At 68.0% G+C, this 22,960-nt stretch carries 12 protein-coding genes; 6 read left to right on the forward strand and 6 right to left on the reverse strand.

Going from position 1 to position 22,960, the window contains the following annotated elements; genetic code table 11:
- Positions 1–134: 134 nt before the first annotated feature.
- Together SJY06_RS09405 and SJY06_RS09410 are read left to right on the forward strand one after the other, a co-directional pair.
- The gene (locus SJY06_RS09405) at positions 135–1,166 is read left to right on the forward strand and encodes a plasmid pRiA4b ORF-3 family protein (RefSeq protein ID WP_380166889.1); all 1,032 of its coding nucleotides are present in this window, start codon (positions 135–137) and stop codon (positions 1,164–1,166) included.
- Positions 1,167–1,236: 70 nt separating this feature from the next.
- Entirely contained in the window at positions 1,237–1,482 is a 246-nt protein-coding gene (locus SJY06_RS09410; RefSeq protein ID WP_380166891.1) for a pentapeptide repeat-containing protein, read from the forward strand.
- Positions 1,483–1,541: 59 nt separating this feature from the next.
- On the opposite strand, the gene SJY06_RS09415 is transcribed toward SJY06_RS09410, so the two are convergent.
- Positions 1,542–3,656 (reverse strand): UvrD-helicase domain-containing protein, encoded by a 2,115-nt coding sequence (locus SJY06_RS09415; RefSeq protein ID WP_380166893.1) that lies wholly within the window; start codon positions 3,654–3,656, stop codon positions 1,542–1,544.
- 184 nt (positions 3,657–3,840) lie between these two features.
- Here SJY06_RS09415 and SJY06_RS09420 point away from each other — a divergent pair, with 184 nt between their 5' ends.
- From SJY06_RS09420 to SJY06_RS09430, 3 genes are all read left to right on the forward strand, one after another.
- Positions 3,841–4,791, forward strand: a complete 951-nt coding sequence (locus tag SJY06_RS09420) for a phospholipase D-like domain-containing protein (protein WP_380166895.1) — start codon at positions 3,841–3,843, stop codon at positions 4,789–4,791.
- A 10-nt stretch (positions 4,792–4,801) separates the two neighbouring features.
- Entirely contained in the window at positions 4,802–6,925 is a 2,124-nt protein-coding gene (locus tag SJY06_RS09425; protein WP_380166897.1) for a DUF3427 domain-containing protein, read from the forward strand.
- A gap of 91 nt (positions 6,926–7,016) precedes the next feature.
- Entirely contained in the window at positions 7,017–8,894 is a 1,878-nt protein-coding gene (locus SJY06_RS09430; protein WP_380166899.1) for a DUF262 domain-containing protein, read from the forward strand.
- A 159-nt stretch (positions 8,895–9,053) separates the two neighbouring features.
- Here SJY06_RS09430 and SJY06_RS09435 read toward each other — a convergent pair whose 3' ends face one another.
- Complete coding sequence (locus SJY06_RS09435) at positions 9,054–11,486, reverse strand: DEAD/DEAH box helicase (protein ID WP_380166901.1); 2,433 nt, start codon at positions 11,484–11,486, stop codon at positions 9,054–9,056.
- 316 nt (positions 11,487–11,802) lie between these two features.
- On the opposite strand from SJY06_RS09435, the gene SJY06_RS09440 reads away from it, so the two are divergent.
- Positions 11,803–14,787 (forward strand): DEAD/DEAH box helicase, encoded by a 2,985-nt coding sequence (locus SJY06_RS09440; RefSeq protein WP_380166903.1) that lies wholly within the window; start codon positions 11,803–11,805, stop codon positions 14,785–14,787.
- A 45-nt stretch (positions 14,788–14,832) separates the two neighbouring features.
- Here the strand turns inward: SJY06_RS09440 and SJY06_RS09445 are convergent, their stop codons facing one another.
- The 4 genes from SJY06_RS09445 to SJY06_RS09460 are packed head-to-tail and all read right to left on the reverse strand — an operon-like array spanning position 14,833 to position 22,869.
- The gene (locus tag SJY06_RS09445; RefSeq protein ID WP_380166905.1) at positions 14,833–18,048 is read right to left on the reverse strand and encodes a type I restriction endonuclease subunit R; all 3,216 of its coding nucleotides are present in this window, start codon (positions 18,046–18,048) and stop codon (positions 14,833–14,835) included.
- On the reverse strand, positions 18,048–19,232 hold the full coding sequence (locus tag SJY06_RS09450) for a restriction endonuclease subunit S (protein ID WP_380166907.1): 1,185 nt from the start codon (positions 19,230–19,232) through the stop codon (positions 18,048–18,050). Before SJY06_RS09450 ends, SJY06_RS09445 begins: the two co-directional genes overlap by 1 nt.
- On the reverse strand, positions 19,229–20,854 hold the full coding sequence (locus tag SJY06_RS09455) for a type I restriction-modification system subunit M (RefSeq protein WP_380166909.1): 1,626 nt from the start codon (positions 20,852–20,854) through the stop codon (positions 19,229–19,231). The genes SJY06_RS09450 and SJY06_RS09455 overlap by 4 nt, the downstream gene beginning before the upstream one ends.
- Positions 20,854–22,869, reverse strand: a complete 2,016-nt coding sequence (locus SJY06_RS09460; RefSeq protein ID WP_380166911.1) for a helix-turn-helix transcriptional regulator — start codon at positions 22,867–22,869, stop codon at positions 20,854–20,856. The genes SJY06_RS09455 and SJY06_RS09460 overlap by 1 nt, the downstream gene beginning before the upstream one ends.
- Between the last annotated feature and the right edge of the window lie 91 nt (positions 22,870–22,960).

The following is a 22,960-nucleotide window of genomic DNA, read 5'->3' on the forward strand; positions in this document are numbered from 1 at the left end:
TACAACGGCGCTCCACATCTGATACGCGATCGCGTCTGCTGTCTCAGTTCCTGGCCCTGCAAGACGTAGACCTGCCGGTGGTCTGCACGAGGGCCCTCCTTGGTCGTGTCGGGTGTCGCTCCTACCCTCCCGTCATGGACGAGCAGCCGGACGAGCTGGCCCGCCGCCGCGCGGCACGTGAGTGGAACCACACGCTCGGGCGGGCCGACCTGGCCCAGCTCCTGGCCATGGCCGGGGACGGTCGGCTGACGGAGGGTTTCCGGGCCATCGAGTCGCGCCCACGACACCCCCGCCGCGCCACCCCGGTCCGCTACCTGGTCCGCCTGGAGGTGACCAGCCTGGCGCGACCCGTGGTGCGGGTGCTCGACCTACCCTCCGACATGTACCTGGACGAGGTCAGCGACGTCGTGCAGGCCGCCTTCGGCTGGGCGGGCTACCACCTGCACCGGTTCGGGATCGGTGACCCGTTCGACCCCGACCGCGAGGCGTACCTGTGCCCGTTCGAGGTCGACGAGGGCGAACCCGGCGTCGACGAGCGGGAGGTGCGACTCGACGAGCTGCTGGGTGAGCCGGGGGAGTCGTGCCTGTACGCCTACGACTACGGCGACGGCTGGGAGGTCGAGCTGCGGCTCGCCGACGTCGGCCCGTCGCACCCCGACCAGGCCCGGGTGCGGTGCACCCGGGGGGAGGGGGCGGCGCCGCCGGAGGACTGCGGCGGCCCGGGTGGCTACGACGACCTGGTGGTCGAGGGCGTGGACCTCGACGGGCGGCCCTTCGACCCCGACGCGTTCGACGTCGACCGGACCACCCGGGACGTCCTCCGCGCGCTGCGGTTCCGGCGGGGCTCACGGCCCGCGGTGCGGCTGGAGCGCTACGGGTGGCTGCTGGAGCGGGCGGGTGGCGGTGGGCTCGAGCTGACGGCCGCAGGGCACCTGAGGCCGGTCGACGTCCGCGCCGCGTTCGAGGCGTGGGGGCTCGACCAGGAGTGGATCGGCGCGGGCAACCGGGAGGTCCACACGATCCCCGTGATGGAGGTCCGGACCGGGGCGATGGCGCTCAAGCTGCTCCGCAGGTACAAGGGACGGCTGCTGCTCACCCGGCTGGGGGCGCAGGCGCGCCGGGACCCGGAGGTGCTGCGGGCACAGCTGGCGAGGTTGGTGGACTGAGACGCCGGCTGGCCGCCGCGACCGGCTCTTGGAAGGTCTTCGCGAACGGGTAGGGCGCAATCAAGGACGAGTGGGTGGCCTGCGCCGATGCAACCTGCGCCGATGCAACCTGCGCCGATGCAACCTGCGCCGATGCAACCTGCGCCGATGCAACCTGCGCCGATGCAACCTGCGCCGATGCAACCTGCGCCGATGCAACCTGCGCCGATGCAACCTGCGCCGATGCAACCTGCGCCGATGCAACCTGCGCCGATGCAACCTGCGCCGATGCAACCTGCGCCGATGCAACCTGCGCCGGGCCGCCCAGCCCGCCTGACCGTGTGGCGCATAGAGCCCGGAGGGTTCCTGCGGGAGCCTCGTAACCGGACCGGTCTTCTACCGGGTTGACCGCGGCCCCACCACCTGCCCGCACCACAAGGTGTCCCGCGCCCGCGTCATGGCCACGTGCACCTGCCGGCGCCAGCCCTCGGCCCGCTCGGCGTAGGCGTCCTCGCTCTCGGCCGACCGCCGTGGCGGCACGGCGGCGGAGTCGGTGACGACCACGTGCCCGAACTCGAGGCCCTTCGCGCGGTGCACGGTGCCGACCTTGACCGCGTCGACCGCCGCACCCCGGTAGGCGTCCAGGCGCAGGGCCGGAAGCCCGGCGCCACCGAGCAGGCTGACCCAGCGCGTGACGGCGGCGTTGCTGGGGACGAGGACCGCGCAGTCACCTGCCCTGGTCCCGGCCCGGACCGAGTCACCCAACCGCTGCAGCAGCGACTGCTCGAGTGCCGCCTCCGACGGTGCCTCGACCAGGTGGACCCGACCGCCCTGCCGCGACGCGGAGCCGGGCCCGCTGCCTCCGGCGTCGGACGTCTCCTCGTCGAGGTCGACCGCCGTGGCCTGCAGCGTCGCCACGTGGTCGAGGATCACCGCGCCGTTGCGGTAGTTGGTGCCGAGACGGACCGAGCGACCGACCACCGCCAGACCGGCCTCGCGCAGTCGGAACCCGCCGGGGTAGAGGGCCTGCGTGGTGTCGCCCACCAGCAGCAGGCCGTTGGTCCGGTCGCCGACCAGCGCGTGCAGCAGCTGCACCCCGACCATGGTCAGGTCCTGCACCTCGTCCACGACGACGGCGGTGTACGGCTGCTCCAGCGGCGAACGTCGCAGCTCGTCCCGGGCCAACCGGAGCACGTCGGAGAAATCGTGCCGCCCGGCCTGCGCCAGCAAGTCCTGGTAAGCGCAGTACAGGTCCCAGACCGCCTCGCGGTGCTCGAGCCGCAACGGCGTCCGGCGACCCACCCGGTCCACGGTCACGTAGTCCTCGAAGGCGTCGATCCCGCGGCCTTTGATGACGTGGTCGATCTCCTCCTGCCAGTACGGCGGGATCACCGGGAGCCGGGCCAGGGCACCCTGACGTCCGACCGTGGCCCAGGCCCGCCCGAAGGCCCGCTCGGCTGCGGCCCCGTCGAGGTGGTGACGCACCCCGCGTTCGCGCAGGAGGGCGAGTGCCCAGGAGTGCAGGCTGCGCGCCTCGACCCGGTCGGCGTGCTCCGGGGCCAGCCGGCCGATGAGCTCGCCGAGCACGACGGGCAGGGTGCTCACGAAGGTGGTGACCAGCACCCGGCTGCCGGGCAGCCGGGCGGCGGCCGCGGCGCGGTGCAGGGCGATGACGGTCTTGCCCGTGCCCGCCGGGCCGCTGAGGCGGGCCGGGCCGTTGAAGGTCCGCCCCACCACCGGGGACTGGTCGGGGTGGAGCCACGTCATCCACGCCTCGATCGGTCCGCGTGCAGCCGCCGTGAGGTCGGCCTCGGCCAGGGCGGTGACGTCGAACAGGTCGGCGGTCTCGGCGACCGGTCGTGGCCGCGGGCGGAGGATGGCCGTCGTCGACGCGCGTCGGACGCTGGGCTGGTGCGGTGGGAACGCCTCGGCGAGCAGCCGGTGCAGCTCGTCGACGTGCGCGGGGTCGATCCGGTGGCCCCGCTTCACGACCCACGTGGCCACGTCCCGCTCGCCGACCACGACGGCCCCCGACACCCGGACCGGGCGTAGGGAGCGGCCGGCCAGGACGGCCGCGACGACCACACCTGACGCGGCGTACCCGGTCTCGGCCAGTAGGTCGGCCACGAGCGGGGCGGTGCTGCTGCGCAGTGCGTCCAGGGAGTCGGTCTCGTCGGAGTCGCCGCGCAGCAGCCGACCGTTCTCGACCCGTGGTTCGGCCCAGGTCTTGGCGTCGACCACGACCACCCCGCCGGGGCCGACCAGGACCATGTCGATGTTGGCGGCCGAGCGCGGCCACTGCCGGTCCACGAGCACCTTCCAGCCGTAGACCGACAACGCCGACAGGGTCGCGGCCACCGAGGCCTCCCCGCGGCCGGCCACCTCGTGACGGACCGCCAGGTCGAGCTCGAGCTGCTGCAGCCGCGCGTACTCCTCGGCGCGCTCGCGGCAGGCCTGGGCCTCGGTGCGCTGCGAGGCCCCGGCGGCGCGCGCGGTGTCGTCGATGGTCATGTCATCCCCCCGGGACGCTATCGGCGTCTCACGGGGCTGTCTGGAGCCTGCCGGTCGAACTGACGAACTGGGGTGCCCGGTTCTTGGCGGCTTCCCGCTGCGGAGAAGCCCCAACGCTGGCTCCCGGGCCTGAGTCTGGTCATACCCGTCCTGCCCTGACGAGCCGCGTGACAAGCTGCCGGCCGTGGGGGAACACGCGCTGCCGACCGGGATCTACGAGAGCCTGCTGACGCAGGACCTGAGGGCCAGGCTGGCGGACCTGCGCGCTATCACCGTGGACGTGCCCGAGGGGCAGCAGGCGTCGGCACTGGGTGATCACGTCGGTCGTCAGGTGGCCCGAGCGCTGGCCGGCCTCGCCCCCGACGAACGCGTCGCGCTGGTCAACACGCTGCTCGCTGGTCTGCACGGTGAGGCCGATGTGGTCGAGCCCGGACCTCAGCAGCTCATGTCCATCGCCCGCCAGGAGCAGCCCGGCGTCTGGACCCTCGTCGGCACCAGGCCCGCCGTCCCCCTGTCCCGACCCGCGCTGCTCACCAACTCCCACACCGACCCCAAGCTCGGCGCCGAGCTGCGCGCCGAGCTGGCGACCGCCGACCGGGTCGACCTTCTGTGCGCGTTCGTCAAGTGGTACGGCCTTCGGGTGCTGGAAGACCAGCTCAAGGAGCTCAAGCAGCGCGGCGTGCCGCTGCGGGTGCTGACGACGACCTACATGGGTGCCACCGACCGCACCGCCCTGGACCGGCTGGTCCGGGACTTCGGCGCCGAGGTCAAGGTCAACTACGAGACCCAGTCGACCCGGCTCCACGCCAAGGCGTGGCTGTTCCGCCGCCACAGCGGCTACGACACCGCCTACGTCGGCTCGTCCAACCTGAGCCGCGCTGCCCTGCTCGACGGCCTGGAGTGGAACGTCAAGCTCGCCGGCTCCCACACGCCAGAAACTGACTGCCAAGTTCGAGGCCACCTTCGACACCTACTGGGCCGACCCGGCGTTCGTCACGTACGACCCGGACCAGGACCACGACCGGCTCGACCAGGCGCTCGCTGTGGCTGGTGGGCTGCAGGAGCGCGGCACCGTCACACGCATCATCAGCGGGCTCGAGGTTCGGCCCTACCCGCATCAGGAGGCGATCCTTGACCGTCTGCAGGTGGAGCGCGAGACGCACGGCCACCACCGCAACCTCGTCGTGGCCGCCACTGGCACAGGCAAGACCGTCATCGCCGCCCTGGACTACGCCCGCATGCCGGGCCGGCCGTCGGTGCTATTCGTCGCGCACCGCAAGGAGATCCTCGAGCAGTCTCTACGCACGTACCGCGAGGTCCTCGCCGACGGCGCGTTCGGCGAGCTCTACGTCGGCGGCGACAAGCCCGACCGGTGGCGTCATGTCTTCGCCAGCGTGCAGAGCCTGTCCGCGGCAGGGCTGCTGAGCCTGGCCGCCGACCAGTTCGACGTCGTAGTCGTCGACGAGTTCCACCACGCCGAGGCTGCGACCTACCGCCGCCTGCTCGAGCACCTGCAGCCGAAGGAGTTGCTTGGCCTGACCGCTACCCCCGAGCGCTCCGACGGCCTCGACGTCCGGTCGTTCTTCGACGGCCGTACTGCCGCCGAGCTCCGGCTGTGGGACGCGCTGGAGAACGACCTGCTGTGCCCGTTCCACTACTTCGGCATCAGCGACGCGACCGACCTGTCTCGCCTGGACTGGCGCGCGGGGGAGTACAGCACCGGCGACCTCGAGAACCTCTATACCGCCGACGACGCCCGGGTCCGCATCGTGCTCAAGGAGCTTGGTGACAAGGTCCTAGACGCGACCGGGATGCGAGCCCTCGGGTTCTGCGTGTCGGTGAAGCACGCGCAGTTCATGGCCGACCGGTTCAACGCGGCCGGGATCCCCGCGCGGGCCGTCTCCGGCGCCACGTCCCGCGACGACCGAGCCGACGCCCTTCAGGCTCTGCGGGACCGTACGGTCAATGTGCTGTTCGCCGTCGATCTGTTCAACGAGGGCCTCGACGTCCCGGACGTCGACACCCTCCTCCTACTCCGCCCGACCCAGAGCGCGACGATCTTCCTCCAGCAGCTCGGGCGTGGCCTGCGGCGGACTGCCGACAAGCCAGTGCTCACGGTGCTGGACTTCATCGGCCAGCAGAGCCGCCAGTTCCGGTTCGACCTCAAGTACCGCGCCCTCACCGGGGCCAGCCGGTCGGGGCTCGAACGGCAGCTGGAGACCGGCTTCGGGCTGCTGCCGTCGGGCTGCGAACTCGTCCTCGATGCCGTGGCGAGGGACGTGGTGTTGGACAACGTGCGCCGACAGCTCAAGCTCAGCCGCAAGGAGCTGCTGCACGAGGTCCGCAGCCACGGCGACCTGCCCCTGGCGGACTGGCTGCAGGAGGCCGGCCGCGAGCTGGCCGACGTCTTCCGTGCCGGCTCCTGGACGGGGTTGCGCCGTCAGGCCGGCCTGTCGACCCCGTCGGCCGGACCGGTTGATGAGCAGCTGCTCAAGCGGACCAGTGCGTTCGCGCACGTCGACGACCCGGAGCGCGCGGCGGTATACCTGCGCCTGCTCGAAGACGGGTGGACGTACGACCGGCTGTCGGAGCGGAAGCAGCGGCTCGCGCGGATGATGTTCTTCTCGTTGTGGCCCAACGGCGGCGGCCACGCCAGCTACCAGGACGCGTTCGACGTCCTTGCGAGGCACCCGGCCGTGCGGGACGAGCTGCGCCAGGTCATCGAGCTAGGGCTGGCGAACGCCGAGCACGTCACCCTGCCGCTGGAGGCGGGCCTGCAACAGGTCACTCTGCAGACGCACGCCCACTACAGCCGAGACGAGATCCTCGCCGGCCTCGACTGGGCTGGCATCGACGGGAACTCGCCCCGCAAGACGCAGGGGCACGCGTCTGGCGTGGTGTGGGCGCCCGAGGCCGGGGCGGACGCGTTCCTGGTCACGTTGAACAAGGACGAGGAGCACTTCTCGCCGCAGACCATGTACAGCGACTACGCCATCAGCCGGGACACGTTCCACTGGGAGTCACAGAACGCCACCGCGGCGGCCTCCCCGACCGGACAGCGCTACGTCCACCACGCCGAGCGGGGCAGCCACGTGCTGCTGTTCGTCCGGCCAACCCGGAGCAACAGCTGGGGCGGGGCGGCGACGTACCAGTGCCTGGGGCCGGCAACCTACGTCTCGCACGAGGGGGAGCGGCCGATGGCGTTCACCTGGCGGCTGCGGCACGGGATGCCGGTGGACGCGTTCCGGGTGGCGTCGGTGGTGGCGTGAGGGTAGATCTGAGTCTGCAGCCAGCATGCTGTTCTGCTATTGAATTCCTGGGCGACCATGACTGTCAGCTCAAACTAAGGGGAGGCGTCGCGTGACAACCATTACCCCGCACTACCGGACAATCAAGGGTCTGTTGCAAACTCGTTCCTTTGCAATCGACGAGTACCAGCGCGAGTACAAGTGGGAACGAGAAAACATCGAAGAACTCGTCACAGACCTGCAGACAAAGTTTGAGACGGACTTCCGGCCCGGCGATCCTCCCAAAGCGGCCAGTGAATACGGTGACTACTTTCTCGGTTCCATAATTGTCACGCAGCGCGGGACAAAGAGCTATCTTGTCGATGGGCAGCAGCGGGTGACGTCACTTACGCTTCTGCTCATCTACCTGTACCGTGAAGCGCAGCATCGTGGGCTTGCGGTGACGTCGACAGTGGAACCGCTCATCTTCTCCGATGACTACGGTGAGCGGAAGTTCAACCTCGACATCACCGAACGCGTCCCGGTCCTTAGAGCCCTCTTTAATGGCGAGGATTTCGATGCTCAGGGCAAGGATGAGTCGATTCAAACCATAGTCGCGCGCTATCAAGACATCGAGGCGCTTGATCTTGCGGGGGAGCTCGACGACGGTCTGGAAACGTTCATCTACTGGTTGATCGGCAACGTTGGACTAATCGAGATCTCGGCCGCGACGGACTCGCACGCTTACGCAATCTTCGAGACCATGAACGACCGCGGCAAGCCCTTGAGCCCTGTCGACATGCTGAAGGCCTACCTCCTGGGAGCGATTGACGACAGTGAGTCAAGGGCCAACGCGAACCGGTTGTGGAAAAAGACCGTCTTCGAGTTGACGTCCTGGGCCCCGAACCCCGACCCCGAACGGGACGCAACGTTCGTAAAGGCCTGGCTGAGGGCGAAGTACGCAGGGTCTACGCGTGAACGCCGAGCAGGCGCCGCGGACAAGGACTGGGAGCTGATCGGCACCACGTTCCACCGCTGGGTACGCGATAATGCCGGTCGGATCCCGGTGGGAGATGGTCAGCGGAATCTGCGACTGATGACAAGCGAGGCGCCCTTCTTCGCGCGTGCCTACCGGCTGATACTTGAGGCCAGCCGCGAATACACCCCGGGCCTAGAGTCTGTGTTCTACAACGCCCACAATGACTTTACGTGGCAGCCCACGGTGTTGCTCGCTCCCCTAAATGTGGGGGACAGCGACGAGACCATGCGTCTTAAATTGGCCGCTACGGCAACGTACCTAGACATCTGGGTCATGCGACGCGCGGTCAACTACATTCGGGTGGGCTACTCCAGTGTCAGCTACGCGATGTGGCTGCTGTGTCGCGATATACGTAACACGTGCCTCTCGGACCTGATCGATACGCTGAAAGCAAAGCTTGACGAAGATGAAGCAGATGTTTCGCTCGAGGGTAGCTCGAGTCGCGGCAGAGACGGCCTCGAGGGCCTCCGGCTGAACCAGTTCAGCAAGCGCTATATCTATCATCTGTTGGCTCGCTTGACGGCGTACACGGAGCGCTGCTCCGGTCGTCCAGACCCCTTTGGTCAGCTCGTCGACCGCTCGATGAAGAATCCGTGGGATGTCGAACACATCTGGGCGGACGTGCACGACCGCTACATCGACGAGTGCCCCACTCGTCAGGAGTTCGACGAGTGGCGCAACCATGTGGCCGGCCTGCTGCTTCTTCCTGCCGACGTGAACCGTAGCTACCAAGATCAGCCGTTTGACGTGAAGGCCCCTCATTACGCCAAGCAGAACCTCTATGCAGCGAGCCTGACTGCGTCGGCGTACCAGTACCAGCCGCAGTTCGTGGCCTTCGCTGCAAGAGAGGGCCTGTCGTTCGAACCGTTTGTTCAGTTCGGGAAGGAGGAGCAGGTGAAGCGTCGCGAACTTGTCGCCGAACTGGCGCAACGGGTTTGGGATCCCGCCCGCCTAGATGCGTACCGAAGCTAGGTGCGCTGCGAGGGTTGGAGAGCACCGAACTGCTTAAAATTCTGCTTCCAAGGGTTCGGCCTTGGGTAGCGGCCGACCACCTTCTCGCTGACCGAACCGGGAACTGCCTGCCGCTACTGGTCCGCGTCCGGGTCCGTCGCTCCAACTCCGAGCGGACTCCTACGCCGAGGTTGCGTCCTGCGAGAACAGCCGCTCACGCTCGGCCTCGATCACCTCGCGGGCAAGGTCTGCTTCGGAGATGTCTACGGCCTCGGGCGTGGAGTCTGCCGTCGCGCTGACCCGGGCGAAGTCGTCGAAGATCTGCTGCTTGCGCGCGAGGATCTCCCGGACGCGTACGTCGACGCCTTCCTCCGACAGGAGCCGGTGGACCTGTACCGACTGCAGCTGACCCATCCGGTGAGCTCTCGCCACGGCCTGGGCCTCCGTGGTCGGCTTGAGCTGAGGCTCGCAGATCACCACCATGGAAGCCGCCTGGATGTTCAGCCCGACTCCGCCGGCCACGATCTGCGCCACCAGGACGGCACCATGCCGGGCGCGAGCGAAGTCGTCCACCATTCGTTGCCGCTCGTTCGCCGCCACGGACCCGGTCAGGGGACCGTAGACAGGGCCGGGAAGCGCCTTGGCGACCGCGTCGAGAACGGCTCGGAAGTAGGAGAAGACGATGACGCGGCGCCCGTTCGCCTCCGCCTCTCGGACCAGCTCCACCAACCGCTCGAGCTTCTGCGAGCTCTGACCGGCGAGCATCGCCGCCTGTCGCATGGCCGCAAAGTTTCGTCCCGCGACGGCTTGCCGGTACGACGTGAGATCAGTCGCGGACATCGGGAGCCATTCGTCGACCTCAACCAGCGGCGGGAGCTCTTGCAGCACGTCCTCCTGGTTGCGGCGCAGGTACGCCGGCGCGACCTGGCGTCGGAACTCCCTGGGCGAGAAGTCGTCTGCCTTCACCGTCAAGTCCGGTCGGATGTACGACACGAGGTTCCGGAACTCGTCCACGCGGTTCTCCAGCGGTGTCCCGGACATGAGGATCGCCCGCGCCGACTGTTCAACGAGAGCAGCGGTAGCGATCGAGCGCTTGGCGCCCGGGTTCTTGACGTAGTGGGCTTCGTCCACGACGACGCAGGCCACTGCGGTACCGCCAGCCAGTGAGTCCCAGAGCCGGAGCGTCTCAAAGGTCGTCACCGCCACGCCGCCGTCTCTCACCCAACGTCGGGCTGCGCCGGCTCGGTCGGGACCGTGAAGACGATGAGGCCGCAGCTTGCTCTTGGCGGACACCTCCCTCATCCAGTTCGTCACCACGGCAGCGGGGCACACGACGAGGAAGTGGGTCTCGCCCCGCGACCGCAGGTGTGCGAGGACGGCGAGCGACTCGACGGTCTTTCCGAGGCCCATCTCGTCGCCGATGAGCACCTTCTTCTGCACGAGGGCGAATCGGGCGGCGAAGTGCTGGTACCCACGCAACGAGGCCGCGAGGTACTTCGTATCCAGCGGCTGACGTCGGATGGCTTCGACGATCTCGGCTGGCAGGTCGCCCTGCACCGCGTTCTCGTCCTCGACCAGGAGTCCAAGTTCGCTCAGCAGGGCGTAGTAGTCGGATGGTCGAGCCTCGAAGTCCTTCCACGGGTCTACCGCGGACTTGCCACGTTTGGTCGTCCCGCTCACCGACCCCGCCAGCGAGACGACCCGTGCGACGACAGAGAGCAGTTCGTCGACGTCTGCCCCGCCGCGGGCGGGGGCGACATACAGGTGACTCACCCCGCTGGTGAACTGCGCCGTCAGCGGGGCCAGCTGGCGGGCGGTCTCGAGGTCCACCGGAGACCCTTGCAGGCGCCTCGTGGCGTCCCAGGCGCCGAGGGCGGTGAGCAGGGCGGTGGTCTCAGCGTGCTTGTGCGTGACGTCGATGCGGACCGGCATCTCCTCCAGGGCAACGCGTATCAGTTCGTGTGCGGCGGCTGCGATGCTGCGAGCCGACGCTGGACCGATCCCCGGGACACCGGTAAGGCGGCTCTCACCGTCGAGGACGTCGGTGACGGTCCGGTAACCAGCGGCCGGCAACGAGCCGAGACGCAGTCGGTCGTTGGTCGCCTCACGCAGTCGGTCCAGAGGCATCGATGCTACAAAGCGCCGGGTGTCGGCCTTCCGTACCCGCTCGCCGGCTCGCCGGACGGCCTGCTTCTTCGCGTCCTCGTCGGTTATCGCCGTCTGCAGCGCCCGGAGTGCCGAGGGCAGTGTGGCCAGCTGGCCGATGCTCACCAGGCGTGCGCGCGCGACATCGGCGCGAGACGAAGGCGCGAAACCTAGCGCAGAGTCGAGCAGGGTGCTGAGCGTCACTACGTCGTCCGTCGTCGCTGATCCCAGCCGACTCCGTGCTGTCTTCACGCCTTGCCGCTCGAACCACGACGTCTCGCGCTCGAGCCACGTCAGCGCGCCCCTCGCCGCTTCAGCCCGCTTCGCACCTGAGAAGAACCGGCGCACGCCAGTCATCGCGTCGAGGTCGCTGAGGGCCTTGGCGGCGTCCACCTCGAGCCGGTCGAGTAGCGACGCGTCGGTGGACGAGATATCCGGTCGGTAGGCGCGATCCCGTAGGTGGGCCACCCTTCCGACGTCATCCGGAGACAGGGGGACGACGTGCCACGAGGACCGGCCCAGGCTGATGGTTGCCGAGCGAGAGCGAAGGGCCTGCTCGGAACTGGCCGCGTCGCGGGAGACCGCGTCATGCCATGAGCGCACCCGCTGCGCGTCCTCTACCCACCGTCCGTATCGCTCGCGGAGAGCACGTGCGGCCTGGCGTTCAGTGCTGGACATGTCCTACCGAGGGATGAGGCGGGCTACGGTGAAACTGAACCGTAGGTGACGGCCGGACACATGGGGACGGCTTCCGAATGATCCGAAGGACTGGGGGAGCCGATTCATGCGGCTGGAGGATGTAGCGCCAGGTCAGCGGCTGACCGGCGTTCTGCCGGGAGAAGCGGTAGTCGTCGTCGCGGCGCAGCCCCACGGCGCCGCGACGATCGAGCTGACCTACAAGACCACGGCGGGGAACCTCGCTCAGCGGATGCTCTTCCGGCGTGACGAGCAGCTCATCAGCGTCACCGCCGCTGGCGGACGCCCGTTCGACGCCGACCCTCGGCAGTTCCAGCTCGCCGCTGAGGTCCAGCGCATGAGCATGGCCGGCCTCTTCGACCCGATGCTGGCGGTGGCGACGAGCGACGTCAGGCCCCTGCCGCACCAGATCAGGGCCGTCTACGAGGAGATGCTGGACCGCACCCCCCTACGGTTCCTCCTCGCCGACGACCCCGGCGCGGGCAAGACCATCATGGCCGGGTTGTACATCAAGGAGCTCCTCCTGCGTGAGGACATCAGCCGGTGTCTGGTCGTCGCCCCCGGCGGCCTCGTCGACCAGTGGCAGGACGAGCTGTTCCTCAAGTTCGGGCTCCGCTTCGACATCCTCAGCAACGACCTGATCGAGTCGGCCTTCGGTGGGCGGGTCTTCGACCGGCACCCGCTGCTCATCGCCCGCATGGACCAGCTGGCCCGCAACGAGCGCCTGCTCGCCGACCTGGACCTGAGCGACTGGGACCTCGTCGTGGTCGACGAGGCGCACCGCATGGCTGCGCGTCGCTTCGGGAGCGGGATCGACAAGACGCGGCGGTTCCACCTCGGCGAACGGCTGGCCGCACGAACACGTCACCTTCTGCTGATGACCGCGACGCCGCATGCGGGCAACGACGACGACTTCCGTCTCTTCCTCACCCTTCTCGACCGGGACGGCTTCGAGGGCACGGGAGCGGGCGCGAGCGGCCCGCTGGACACCACCGGGGTCATGCGGCGGATGGTGAAGGAGGACCTTCTGACCTTCGAAGGCACCCCGCTGTTCCCCGAGCGCATCGCGCAGACGGTGCCGTACCAGCTCACTGCTCGAGAGACCGACCTCTACGACCAGGTCACGGAGTACGTGCGATTCGGGATGAGCCAGGCGGAAGGGCTCGACGGGAAGCGACGCAACGCGGTTGGGTTCGCGCTCACCGTGCTGCAGCGGCGACTCGCATCCAGCCCCGCCGCGATCCACCAGTCCCTGGTCCGGCGTTCACAGCGGCTTGAGCGTCGCCGGGCCGAGCTCCGCGCCGGTCGGCTCGAAGCGTCCGAACGTATGTGGCCGGAGGTCGACGAGGACGAGCACAGCGCGGTCGAACTGGAGCAGATCCAGGAGGAGCAGCTGGACGAGGCCACGGCCGCCCGGACCGTCGCGGAGCTGGACATCGAGCTCCGCGACCTCGCGAGGCTGGTCGCCCTGGCAGCCGAGGTCCGTGGCCTCGACACAGACCGCAAGTGGGTCGAGCTGCGACGCATCCTGGAGGACAACCTCCTGGACCGGTCCGACGGCCGGCGTCGGAAGTTGATCGTCTTCACCGAGCATCGAGACACCCTGGAATACCTGCGGCAGCGCGTGACTGACGTCCTCGGCTCCGACGACGCCGTGGTGACGATCCACGGCGGGGTGCGACGCTCCGACCGGCGTCAGATCACCGAGCGATTCAGCAAACACCCTCAATGCCAGGTGATGGTCGCGACGGATGCGGCGGGGGAGGGCCTCAACCTCCAGGCCGCACACTTGATGGTCAACTACGACCTGCCTTGGAACCCGAACCGCATCGAGCAGCGCTTCGGACGCATCCACCGCATCGGTCAGACCGAGGTGTGCCGGCTGTGGAACATCGTCGCGACCGGGACGCGGGAGGGAGACGTCTTCGAGCGTCTGCTGCGCAAGGTGGAGAGCCAGCGCCAGGCGTACGGCGGCAAGGTGTTCGACGTCCTCGGCGCGGCGTTCGAGGAGACCCCGCTGCGTGACCTGCTCATAGACGCGATCCGGTACGGCGATGACCCGGCCGTGCAGCGACGGATGGAGGAGGTGCTCGACCGCACCGTGGCTCACGGGCTGCCAGAGCTGCTGCGAGACAAGGCCCTCACCGAGGAGGCGATGCGGCCGGCGGACCTAGCACGTGTCCAGGAGCGGATGGTCGACGCAAGAGCCCGGCGTCTCGAGCCTAGGCAGGTGGAGTGGGCATTCCGTCACGCCTTCCAGACCCTTGGCGGTCGGCTGGTGCAACGTGAGCGAGGTCGCTTCGAGATCGCCGAGGTTCCCGCTCCGGTTCTTGCTGCAGCCGGCACCGGCCCAGTAGCCAAGCGGTACAGCAGGGTCACCTTCTCGCTCGAGCATGCTGACGGTCCGTCGGGCGGGCGGGCGGACCTCCTGGCCCCGGGCCACCCCCTCCATGACGCGGTCACGGCCGTCATCTCGCAGCTGCTCGCGGGCGTGCTGTCCCGCGGGACCGTTCTTGCTTCGCCTGCCGTCGAAGCACCGACCCTTCTGATCGGTGTTGTCGAAGAGGTCGTCGACGGAACGGAGGCCACTGTCTCCAGGCGCTTCGGATACGCCTTCGCAGATGCTTCGGGCCAGGTCCGCAGCGCCGGACCCGCACCCCACCTCGACTGCCTCACGGACGTACGGCCGGCCCTCGCGGCGGAGGCCCTCCGCCTGCCGTGGCTGGCTTCGGCTGAGACCGAGGCGACACGCTGGATCATCGAGCATCAACTGCAGGACTACCTCTCAGAGACCGCCGCCCGAGTGCTGCCTGATGTGCGACGCACGCGGAGTCGGGTGGAGGAGCGCCTCACCTCGGAATCACGACGCCTCCGGGCAGAGGCGGGCGCTGCGGCCGCCAAGGAGCGTGCCGGCACGCGGCCCGCCGAGAGCGCGGACAGCCTGCGTCAGAAGTCTCAGGAACTCGAAGAGCGCCTGCGGAGGCGACTGGCGTCGCTGGCAGCACAGGCCCAGTTGTCGATCAAGCCGCCGCGTCTCGTCAGTGCTGCCCTCGTGCTTCCCCAGCCTCGGTAACGCAGACCGGCCACCACCCGCCCGCGGCAAGTACCGGGTCAAGCGTCAGGCACCCGTTGAATTCCGGCGGAGCACGGAGTAGCGCGGCGCCATGGACTCCATCTGCTCCATGACGAGTTTGATGGCGTCGGGCTGCTTGTCCGGCGGGTAGCCGTGCTTGACGAGCAGCCGCTTGATCGACGTCCGCAGTTTGGCCCGGACATCGTCGCGGACGGTCCAGTCGGTGCGGATGTCGCGTTGCATGACGGCGACCAGCTCTCGGGCGATATCGGCGAGCACACCCTCCCCCATCACGTCGACGGCGGACTCGTTGGTGGCGACGGCGTCGAAGAAGGCGAGCTGGTCCTCGTCCAGCGGGGGTGAGAACTTCTGGCCGCGGGCGGCCTCGGCGACGACCTCCTTGGCCAGCTCGATCAGCTCGGCGATGACCTCGGCGGAGGTGAGTTGCTGGTTGGTGTACTTGCGCATCAGGTCGTTGATCCGCTCGGAGAACGCCCTCTGCCGCAGCGCGTTGTGCCCGGTGGCCTTCGCGGACTCCTCGTGGATGAGCGCGCGCAGAGCCTCGATGGCGATGTGCGGGTTGGGCGCCTCCTGGGTCTGCTTCACGAACGCCGGGCCCAGGTCCATCAGGCTCGGCTTCGGCATCCCCGCGGCCTCGTAGATGTCCAGCACGTCCCCACTCGCAGTGGAGGTCGCGATGAGCTGGCTCAGCAGCCGCGAGATGTCCTCGGGCACGGGCTCGCCGCGGGCCTGGCGATCAGCCGCGTCGAGTTTGGCCATCCAGACCCGGACCTCCTCGAAGTACGCGACGTCGGGCCTTAGGGCCTGGACGTCGGGGTGGTTCGCACACAGCGCCCAGGCGCGGGCCAGCAGCCGAGCGCGCCGACGGAAGGCCGCGCCGAGGGTCTCCTCGCCTTCCTCGACTTGGTTCCCCGCGGTACGGGGGTCTCGGAGGTGATTCACCATTCCCTGCACGGCGTGGAGGTAGGCGCGGGCATCGCCGCGTGAGCGACGGTCGGTAAAGATCGTCTTCCAGTCATAGCCGGCGACCAGGTCACCGAGCGCCGCGACGAGCTCGATGGTCGGTTGGATCTCGTCACCGGTGCTGCGTCCCATCGGCTTGGATGCCTGGTCCTGGGCGGAGTAGACCTCGAGGGCGCTCTTCAGGTTCTCGGCCAGCGGGGCGTAGGCAACGAGCAGGCCGTCCTGCTTGCCGCGGAAGGTCCGGTTGACCCGGGCCAGGGTCTGCATCAGCAGCGCGCCCTTGAGTGGCCGGTCGAGGTAGAGGGTGTGCAGCGGCGGCGCGTCGAAGCCGGTGAGCATCATGTCCTTGACGATGACGATCTCGAGCTCGTCATCGGGGTTCTTGAGCCGCTCCTTGATTGTCTTGTTCTGCGACGGCCGGCGCACGTGCTCGACCACAGGCGAGACGTCGGACGGGGTTCCGGAGTAGACGACCTTGATCCGGCCGGTGGCGATGTCGTCGGAGTGCCAGTCGGGCCGCAGGGCGACGACGGCGGCGTATAGGTTGGCGCAGATCTCGCGGGTCGCCCCGACGATCAGCGCCTTTCCGGGTCCGTCGAGGAACGGGCGCATGGCTGCGCTGCGCTGTTCCCAGTGCGCGACGAGGTCCTCGGCGAGCGCGGTGATCCGCTGCGGGGCGCCGTAGACGGCGTTGACGACGGCGACGCTCTGCTCGATGCGTGCGCGCTCGACGTCGTCGAGGCCCTCGGTGAGCTCGTCGGCGACCTCGTCGAGGTCCTCCTCGGTGACTCCGTCGTCCAGGGTGACCTTGATGAGCCGGGGCTCGAAGTACACGGGCACGGTGGCGCCGTCGTCGACCGCTCGGCTGAGGTCGTAGATGTCGATGTAGTCACCGAAGACTTCGCGGGTGTTGCGGTCGTCGAAGGAGATCGGGGTGCCGGTGAATGCGATCATGGTCGCCCGGGGTAGGGCGTCCTTGAGGTGGCGGGCGTAGCCGTCGAGGTCGTCGTAGTGGCTGCGGTGGGCTTCGTCGACCACGACGATGATGTTGCGCCTGTCGGACAGCTGTGGGTGGTCGACGCCCGCTTCCTTCTCGGCCTGGCTGCGCGAGAACTTCTGCAGGGTCGTGAAGTAGATGCCACCGGTGACCCGCTGGGTGAGCTCCTCCCGCAGCTGCTCCCGGCTGGTCACGGCCTGGGGCTTGTTCGCAAGCAGCCTGCTCATCTGGAAGGCATCGAAGAGCTGCTCGTCGAGCTCGGTGCGGTCGGTGACCACCACGATGGTGGGGTTCAGCAGCTTCGGCTCTCGCGCGACGCGGGCGGCGAAGAGCTCCATCTCCATGGACTTGCCCGAGCCCTGGGTGTGCCAGACGACGCCGGCCTTGCCGTTGCTCTCAACCGCGAGGACGGTGCTGGCCACGGCCTTGGTGACGGCGAAGTACTGGTGCGGCTTCGCGATGCGCTTCGCGAGGCCCCCGGCACCCTCGTCGAACGCCACGAAGTCCCGCTGCAGCTGCAGGAACCGCTCCTGGTTCGCGATCCCGAAAAGCAGCACCTCCAGCGCCGTCGTGTACACGCCGTCCAGTTCTTGGTCGAAAGGCACGGGACGGCCGTCGTCGTCGACGTTCCACGGTGAGAAGTGGTTCAGCGGCGTGAAGGGCGTGCCGTACTGGGCGAAGAGGCCGTCGCTGGCGACGGTGAGCACAGCGAAGCGGAACGCCATGGGGAACTCACGCAGGTACGTCTGCAGCTGCGCGTGCGCGGCAGCGACGTCGGCCTTGGCGTTGCCCGCCTTTTTCAGTTCCAGCACCGCGACGGGCAGCCCGTTGACGTACAAGACGATGTCGAAGCGGCGCTTGTGGTCACGGTCGAGCAGGGTGACCTGGTTGACGGCCAGCCAGTTGTTCTCCGCCGGGTCCGCACTGATCAGGCGCAATGTCGGGTTCTGCTCGACGCCGTCCTGATCAATCCAACTCAACCCCCTGTAACCCGCGACTACCCACTCATGAATCCGCTGGTTCTCGGTGATGGCGTCCTGCGAGCGCGGCGTGAGGATCTGAGCCACGGCTTGATGCAGCAGGTCCAACGGCACCGTCGGGTTCAGGCTCTGTAGCGCCTCGAGCAACCGCGAGTGGATGACGAGGTCACTCCATGACTCTCGCTCGCCGGTGCCCGGGGCAATGGCTGCGCCTGCCTTGGGCTCCCAGCCAAGCTCGCCCAAAGCCTCCAGGGCGAGCTGCTCCCAGTCGCCCTCGCTTAACTGAACGTTGCTGCTCATCAGACCTCCGCCTCCACGATCCGCTCGGCATCCTTGACGCGTAGTCGCCCCGACATCAGCTCAGGCAGTAGCGCGTCTCGCAGAGCAGCAAGTCCTCGGCTCTCCGCGGTTGCTGCGTCGACCCGCGCTCGAAGCCCAACAACGTCGCTACTGAAAGACTTAACAGCGCCTTCGCTCGGCCACGGTACGTCGACCTTCGCCAGGTCCTTCCAACTCGTCCGAGGCATCCTGGTGCCCTCACTTGCTGCCGTACAAGCCTCAACCACTCGATCACTGGCACAGGCGGCGAGCAGGAAGCCTTGCAGGTCCAGGTCGGTTGCGCGAACGACGAGAATATCCGTTGAACAGATACCGGACTCGGGCGCTGAGATAACCTTGTGAAAGTATGGTCGTAGTTTTCCGAACAAGATGTCACCTGCGTGAAACCTTGCCTTCCCACTCGTCACCTCACCAGCCCGCCCCACGCTGCCCATCCACATGCGGCGACGTGGAATGTGCTCCAACCCGACATAGAGTGTATTTGGCGGGATCAGTGCGGGATCCACCATTTCCCTTACATTCTCAGCGACAGCACCCAGGGCGAGCCGTCCCTCGGTGCCCCCCAAGCCTTCAAACTTGGCACGGACCACATCATCGGCAGTCTCTGCCAGCCCATCGTTTGCCGCGATCTTGTCGTCGAGCGCCCCCAACACCTCCGCGATCGCTCGCTGCGTTCCAACCGTCGGGAGGCTTACCTCGAGTGACCGGATATCGGCCAGATTGATGTAGGCCGCCATGTCTGTGTTGTTCGCTCGATGCGATGCCTGCTCGCGGAAGGCCTCCGATGCGAACCAGTAGCTGAGGAAGCGCGGATCGACAACATCTCGGTCGGTGACGCGAAAGAAGCAGAGTTGAGGGCTGTACACAACCTCCTCCGCGAGTGCTGGCATCATCGCGACTCGGCCGACCGTCCCCTTCGTGGTGACCAGCACGTCTCCGGCTCGCGCCGCCTTCGCGCCGATCTGGCGTCGGAAAGACTCAGCGACGAAGTCAGGCCCGCGAGCCTCAATACGCCCATTCAAGACATCGGCGACTCGCAGAATCCGGAAGCCCGACCCGGAAAGCTCGGGCCGCCGAGTGCGATATCCGTCCCCGATGATTATGGCGCCTCGCTCTGCCAAGGTTCCCAAGGTCACCGCGCTCATCGGATTCGCGCCAGCTGCTGACGAACATGCTGCTCCAGACGGGACGACTCATCGAACTGGGCAATCAGGTCCGAAGAAAGCCGCTCGATCCTGGCGTGTATGGGCTCACCATCGTCCTTGGCGTCAGCCGCACCTACGTACCGACCAGGGGTCAGGGCGTAATCGCTGGCCTTTATGTCGGCCAAGGTCGAACTCTTGCAGAACCCGGCCACGTCGTCGTACTCGCCCGTGGCGGAGGCCGTACCACGCCACCTGTGGAAGGTGTCAGCGATCCGGGTGATGTCCTCGTCGGCCAGCGCGCGCTCGGCGCGGTCGACCATGGTGCCGAGGTTGCGCGCGTCGATGAACAGCACCTGACCGGAGCGGTCGACGGAACCGCCTGCTCCCTTGGTCTTGTCCTTAGCGAAGAACCACAGGCACACCGGGATGCCGGTGCTGCGGAACAGCTGGGTCGGCAGAGCGACCATGCAGGAGACGAGGTCGGCTTCGACGATCTGCGCGCGGATGTCACCTTCGCCTCCGGAGTTGGAGCTCATGGAGCCGTTGGCCATGACGACGCCCGCACTGCCGCCCGGGGCGAGCTTGCTGAGGATGTGCTGGATCCAGGCGTAGTTGGCGTTGCCAGCTGGGGGAACGCCGTACTTCCAGCGTGGGTCGTCGGTGCGGCGGACCCAGTCCTTGATGTTGAAGGGCGGATTCGCCAGGACGTAGTCGGCACCGTTCGCGCCGGAGAGGTCCGGGTGGTTGTCGTGGGCGAAGGTGTCGCCCCAGCGGCCGGAGAGGCCCTTGCTCTCCAGCCCGTGGATGGCGAGGTTCATCTTGGCCATGCGCCAGGTGCGCTCGTTCAACTCCTGGCCGTAGACGGCGATGTCGGAGCCCTCGCTCTGGTGGGCCTCGAGTAACTTCTCCGTCTGCACGAACATGCCGCCCGAGCCGCAGCATGGGTCGTAGATGCGGCCGCGGGTAGGCTCAAGGACCTCAACGAGCACCCGGACGACACCCGCGGGGGTGTAGAACTCGCCGCCGCGCTTGCCCTCCGCCTTCGCGAACTTTTCCAGGAAGTACTCGTACACCTCGCCGAGGAGGTCGCGCGCCTTCGAGGCGCCCTCGCCGGTGAAGCGGGCGGAGTTGAGCAGGTCGAGCAGCTCACCGAGGCGCCGCTGGTCGACGTTGTCGCGGTTGTAGAGGCGCGGGAGCGTTCCGGCCAGTGAGGGGTTGGTGCCCATGATGAGGTCCATCGCGTCGTCGATGAGCTCGCCGACGGGCTTGAAGGGCTGTCCCATCGCGGCGGGCAGTCCCTTGGCGTGCTGGGCAAGGTAGGTCCAGCGGGCGTGCTTGCTGACGTAGAAGACGCCGCTACCGGTGTACTCGTCGATGTCGTCGAGCTGGCCGGCGATCTGGGTCTCGTCCCAGCCGTCTGCGGCGAGCTCGGCAGCGATCTGGGCGCGGCGCTCGTCGAAGGAGTCCGAGACGTACTTGAGGAACACCAGCCCGAGGACAACGTCCTTGTACTGGGACGCGTCCATGGACCCGCGGAGCTTGTCCGCGGCCTTCCACAGGGTGTCCTTAAGCTCCTTCATGGTCGACGGGAGGGTGTCGTCCCGCTTCTTCTTGGGGGGCATCAGATGCCTTCCTTCTGGGGGTGCTCGGGGGAGTCTGTCGGGTGCAGGGTTAGCGCGTGGCTGCTGACGCCGGCGATCACCAGGTCGGTGAGGGTGTCGAGGTCGGTTAGTCGTCGCTGGAGGTCGCGTCGCTGGGCCTCGATGGCCGCGAGTGCCTGAGAGGTCGGTGGTACTCGGGTCGGTGGGAGGACGGGCACGGTCCATCGGCGCCAGTCGCGGGCCTCCGGCGGTTGGGAGGCGATCGTCGAGGCGATCACCCAGGGACTTGAGCCTTCCCCCTTGTCCCGATCCACACGGAGGATCCGGGCCGGGTACTGGACCGCTGAGCCGCCTTCGGTGTCGACGACGGCTCGTGGGCAGGGCGCTGTGCAGAAGACGACGTCACCCGGCTCGGTCAGCCGGGAGGAGGAGTGCGCGCCGAGGAACGAAAGGCGGTCCACGCGCCGCGACCCGTTCGCGGCCTTGCCGGTGAGTTCGAGGACTCCCAGCACTGGAACGCTGCCGTTGGTGACGAGGTCGAAGCCGGTCCGGTTGCCGCTGATGGCTCGAACAATGCCCGCTTCGATTGCTTCGGCAAGCGTGGTCGTGAGCGCCGCACGCGACTCGAAGCCTGGCTCGACTCGAAGGCCGGCAAGAGGGGCCTCGAAGGTCTTCGCTGTCGAGAGCGCCGTGACTTGAAGGGTGAGGTCAGCCGGCGACCGAAGCATCCTGCCGGGAGCGCGCCGGGTGGGGATGAGTGAGCCGCCGCTGGCGAGGAGCGCGGCGGTGCGCACGAGGGCGAGGTGGGTGTAGTGGTGCGCTCCGGCAAGGGTGGACGCTGACGCGACCACGTCGTCGACGATTGCGGTGACAGCGGTTCTGGAGAGTGACGGCGACGGTAGGTGGCCGACGGCGACAGTCCGGTCGCCAAGCACTGCGTCGGTCGGGTCCTCTCCCAAGACCCAGATGGCCAGGGACTCCCGTGGGCGTTGGGTCACCGAGCCTGCGGGGAGCCGCATAGCGGCGCGGATTCGACCAGCGCGTAGGACATGTTCGCGCACTGCTCGCGTCTCGCGGTCACGGAGACGGTCGACCAGCACCGCTGCCGGGGCGACCACCACGGCGTAGTGGTGGTCCGCCATCGACACGACGAGCTCGTCTATGGCATCGAGGATCTCCAGAGGAGTCATCTGGGGGCTGCCAACGACGGGGTAGTGGGCCAGCATCAAGCAGGTCTGAGCGTCGTCCAGGGCTGCGGGGGCGGGGGTAAGGAGCAGCCCTCGGGCTGCGGCACGGCGGCGGAACAGCCGCGCTGCGTGGTGTTCGCTCGCCGATACCAAGACGTCGGGGTGCACGTCCCCTGCCGCGTCGACGGCGCTGAGCAGGAGGTCGCTGCCGACGCCGGTGGGGTCAAGGAAGGAAGGGTTCTCTGTGCCCTGGAGCACCCCCAGCCCACGGACGAGAGCCACGACGAGGTTGTGCACGCCGGGTGTCAGTGATGACGCGATGAGGTCGGTCGCGTCGTGGCGGAAGCGCTCTGCGAGCAGCCCTTCGAGGGCGTCACGGGGGCTATAGGCCGCGTCGACAAGCTCGTCGGCGTAGGCGGCCACGCTGGCCGCCTTGGCGCCAAGGCCGTCGACCTCCCGGAGCAAGTGAGTGTCTCGAGGGTCGACGCTGGCCGCCAAAGCTGTCAGCTGCTGGACAGTGAGGCCGTCGAGTGCCGTGTCGGTGGCGGCCTTGAGGGCGATTAAGGCGGTCAGCCCGTCAAGGGCCGCGGGGTCGCTCGAGAGCGTCAGCCCTATCGGCATGGCATGCACCGCGACATCTGCGCGCATGTCGCGGCCGTGCGTGCGCCCTGTGGCTTCCAGCCACCCCACGACTTCGTCCGCGTCGAAGCGCTCCCGGTTGCTCACTCGCGCCACCGGGCGAGGGAACGGACGCTCGGCGTTTTCGTACCGCCGGCGCCACATGGACACGACGGGGCGCTGCACACCCGCCAGCCGGGCGACGTCGGGGAGAGAGAGTTGCAGGTTCATGTGGCGCTCCCTTCACGACGGCGGCTTGCGTCGAGACCGTAGCCGGGGATCTCCCCATCCGCTTCGTAATAGTGATAATCCCCCTTATCGC

Origin of the sequence: Jannaschia sp. R86511 (genome assembly GCF_042466345.1) — a bacterium.
Classification (GTDB): Bacteria; Actinomycetota; Actinomycetes; order Actinomycetales; family JBBAYJ01; genus Aquipuribacter.

Excerpts from the sequence above, each read along its gene's own strand:
- SJY06_RS09405 (WP_380166889.1), top strand. The coding sequence starts at position 135 with ATGGACGAGCAGCCGGACGAGCTGGCCCGCCGCCGCGCGGCACGTGAG.
- SJY06_RS09415 (WP_380166893.1), bottom strand. The coding sequence starts at position 3,656 with ATGACCATCGACGACACCGCGCGCGCCGCCGGGGCCTCGCAGCGCACC.
- SJY06_RS09440 (WP_380166903.1), top strand. The coding sequence starts at position 11,803 with ATGCGGCTGGAGGATGTAGCGCCAGGTCAGCGGCTGACCGGCGTTCTG.
- SJY06_RS09445 (WP_380166905.1), bottom strand. The coding sequence starts at position 18,048 with ATGAGCAGCAACGTTCAGTTAAGCGAGGGCGACTGGGAGCAGCTCGCC.
- SJY06_RS09450 (WP_380166907.1), bottom strand. The coding sequence starts at position 19,232 with ATGAGCGCGGTGACCTTGGGAACCTTGGCAGAGCGAGGCGCCATAATC.
- SJY06_RS09455 (WP_380166909.1), bottom strand. The coding sequence starts at position 20,854 with ATGCCCCCCAAGAAGAAGCGGGACGACACCCTCCCGTCGACCATGAAG.
- SJY06_RS09460 (WP_380166911.1), bottom strand. The coding sequence starts at position 22,869 with ATGAACCTGCAACTCTCTCTCCCCGACGTCGCCCGGCTGGCGGGTGTG.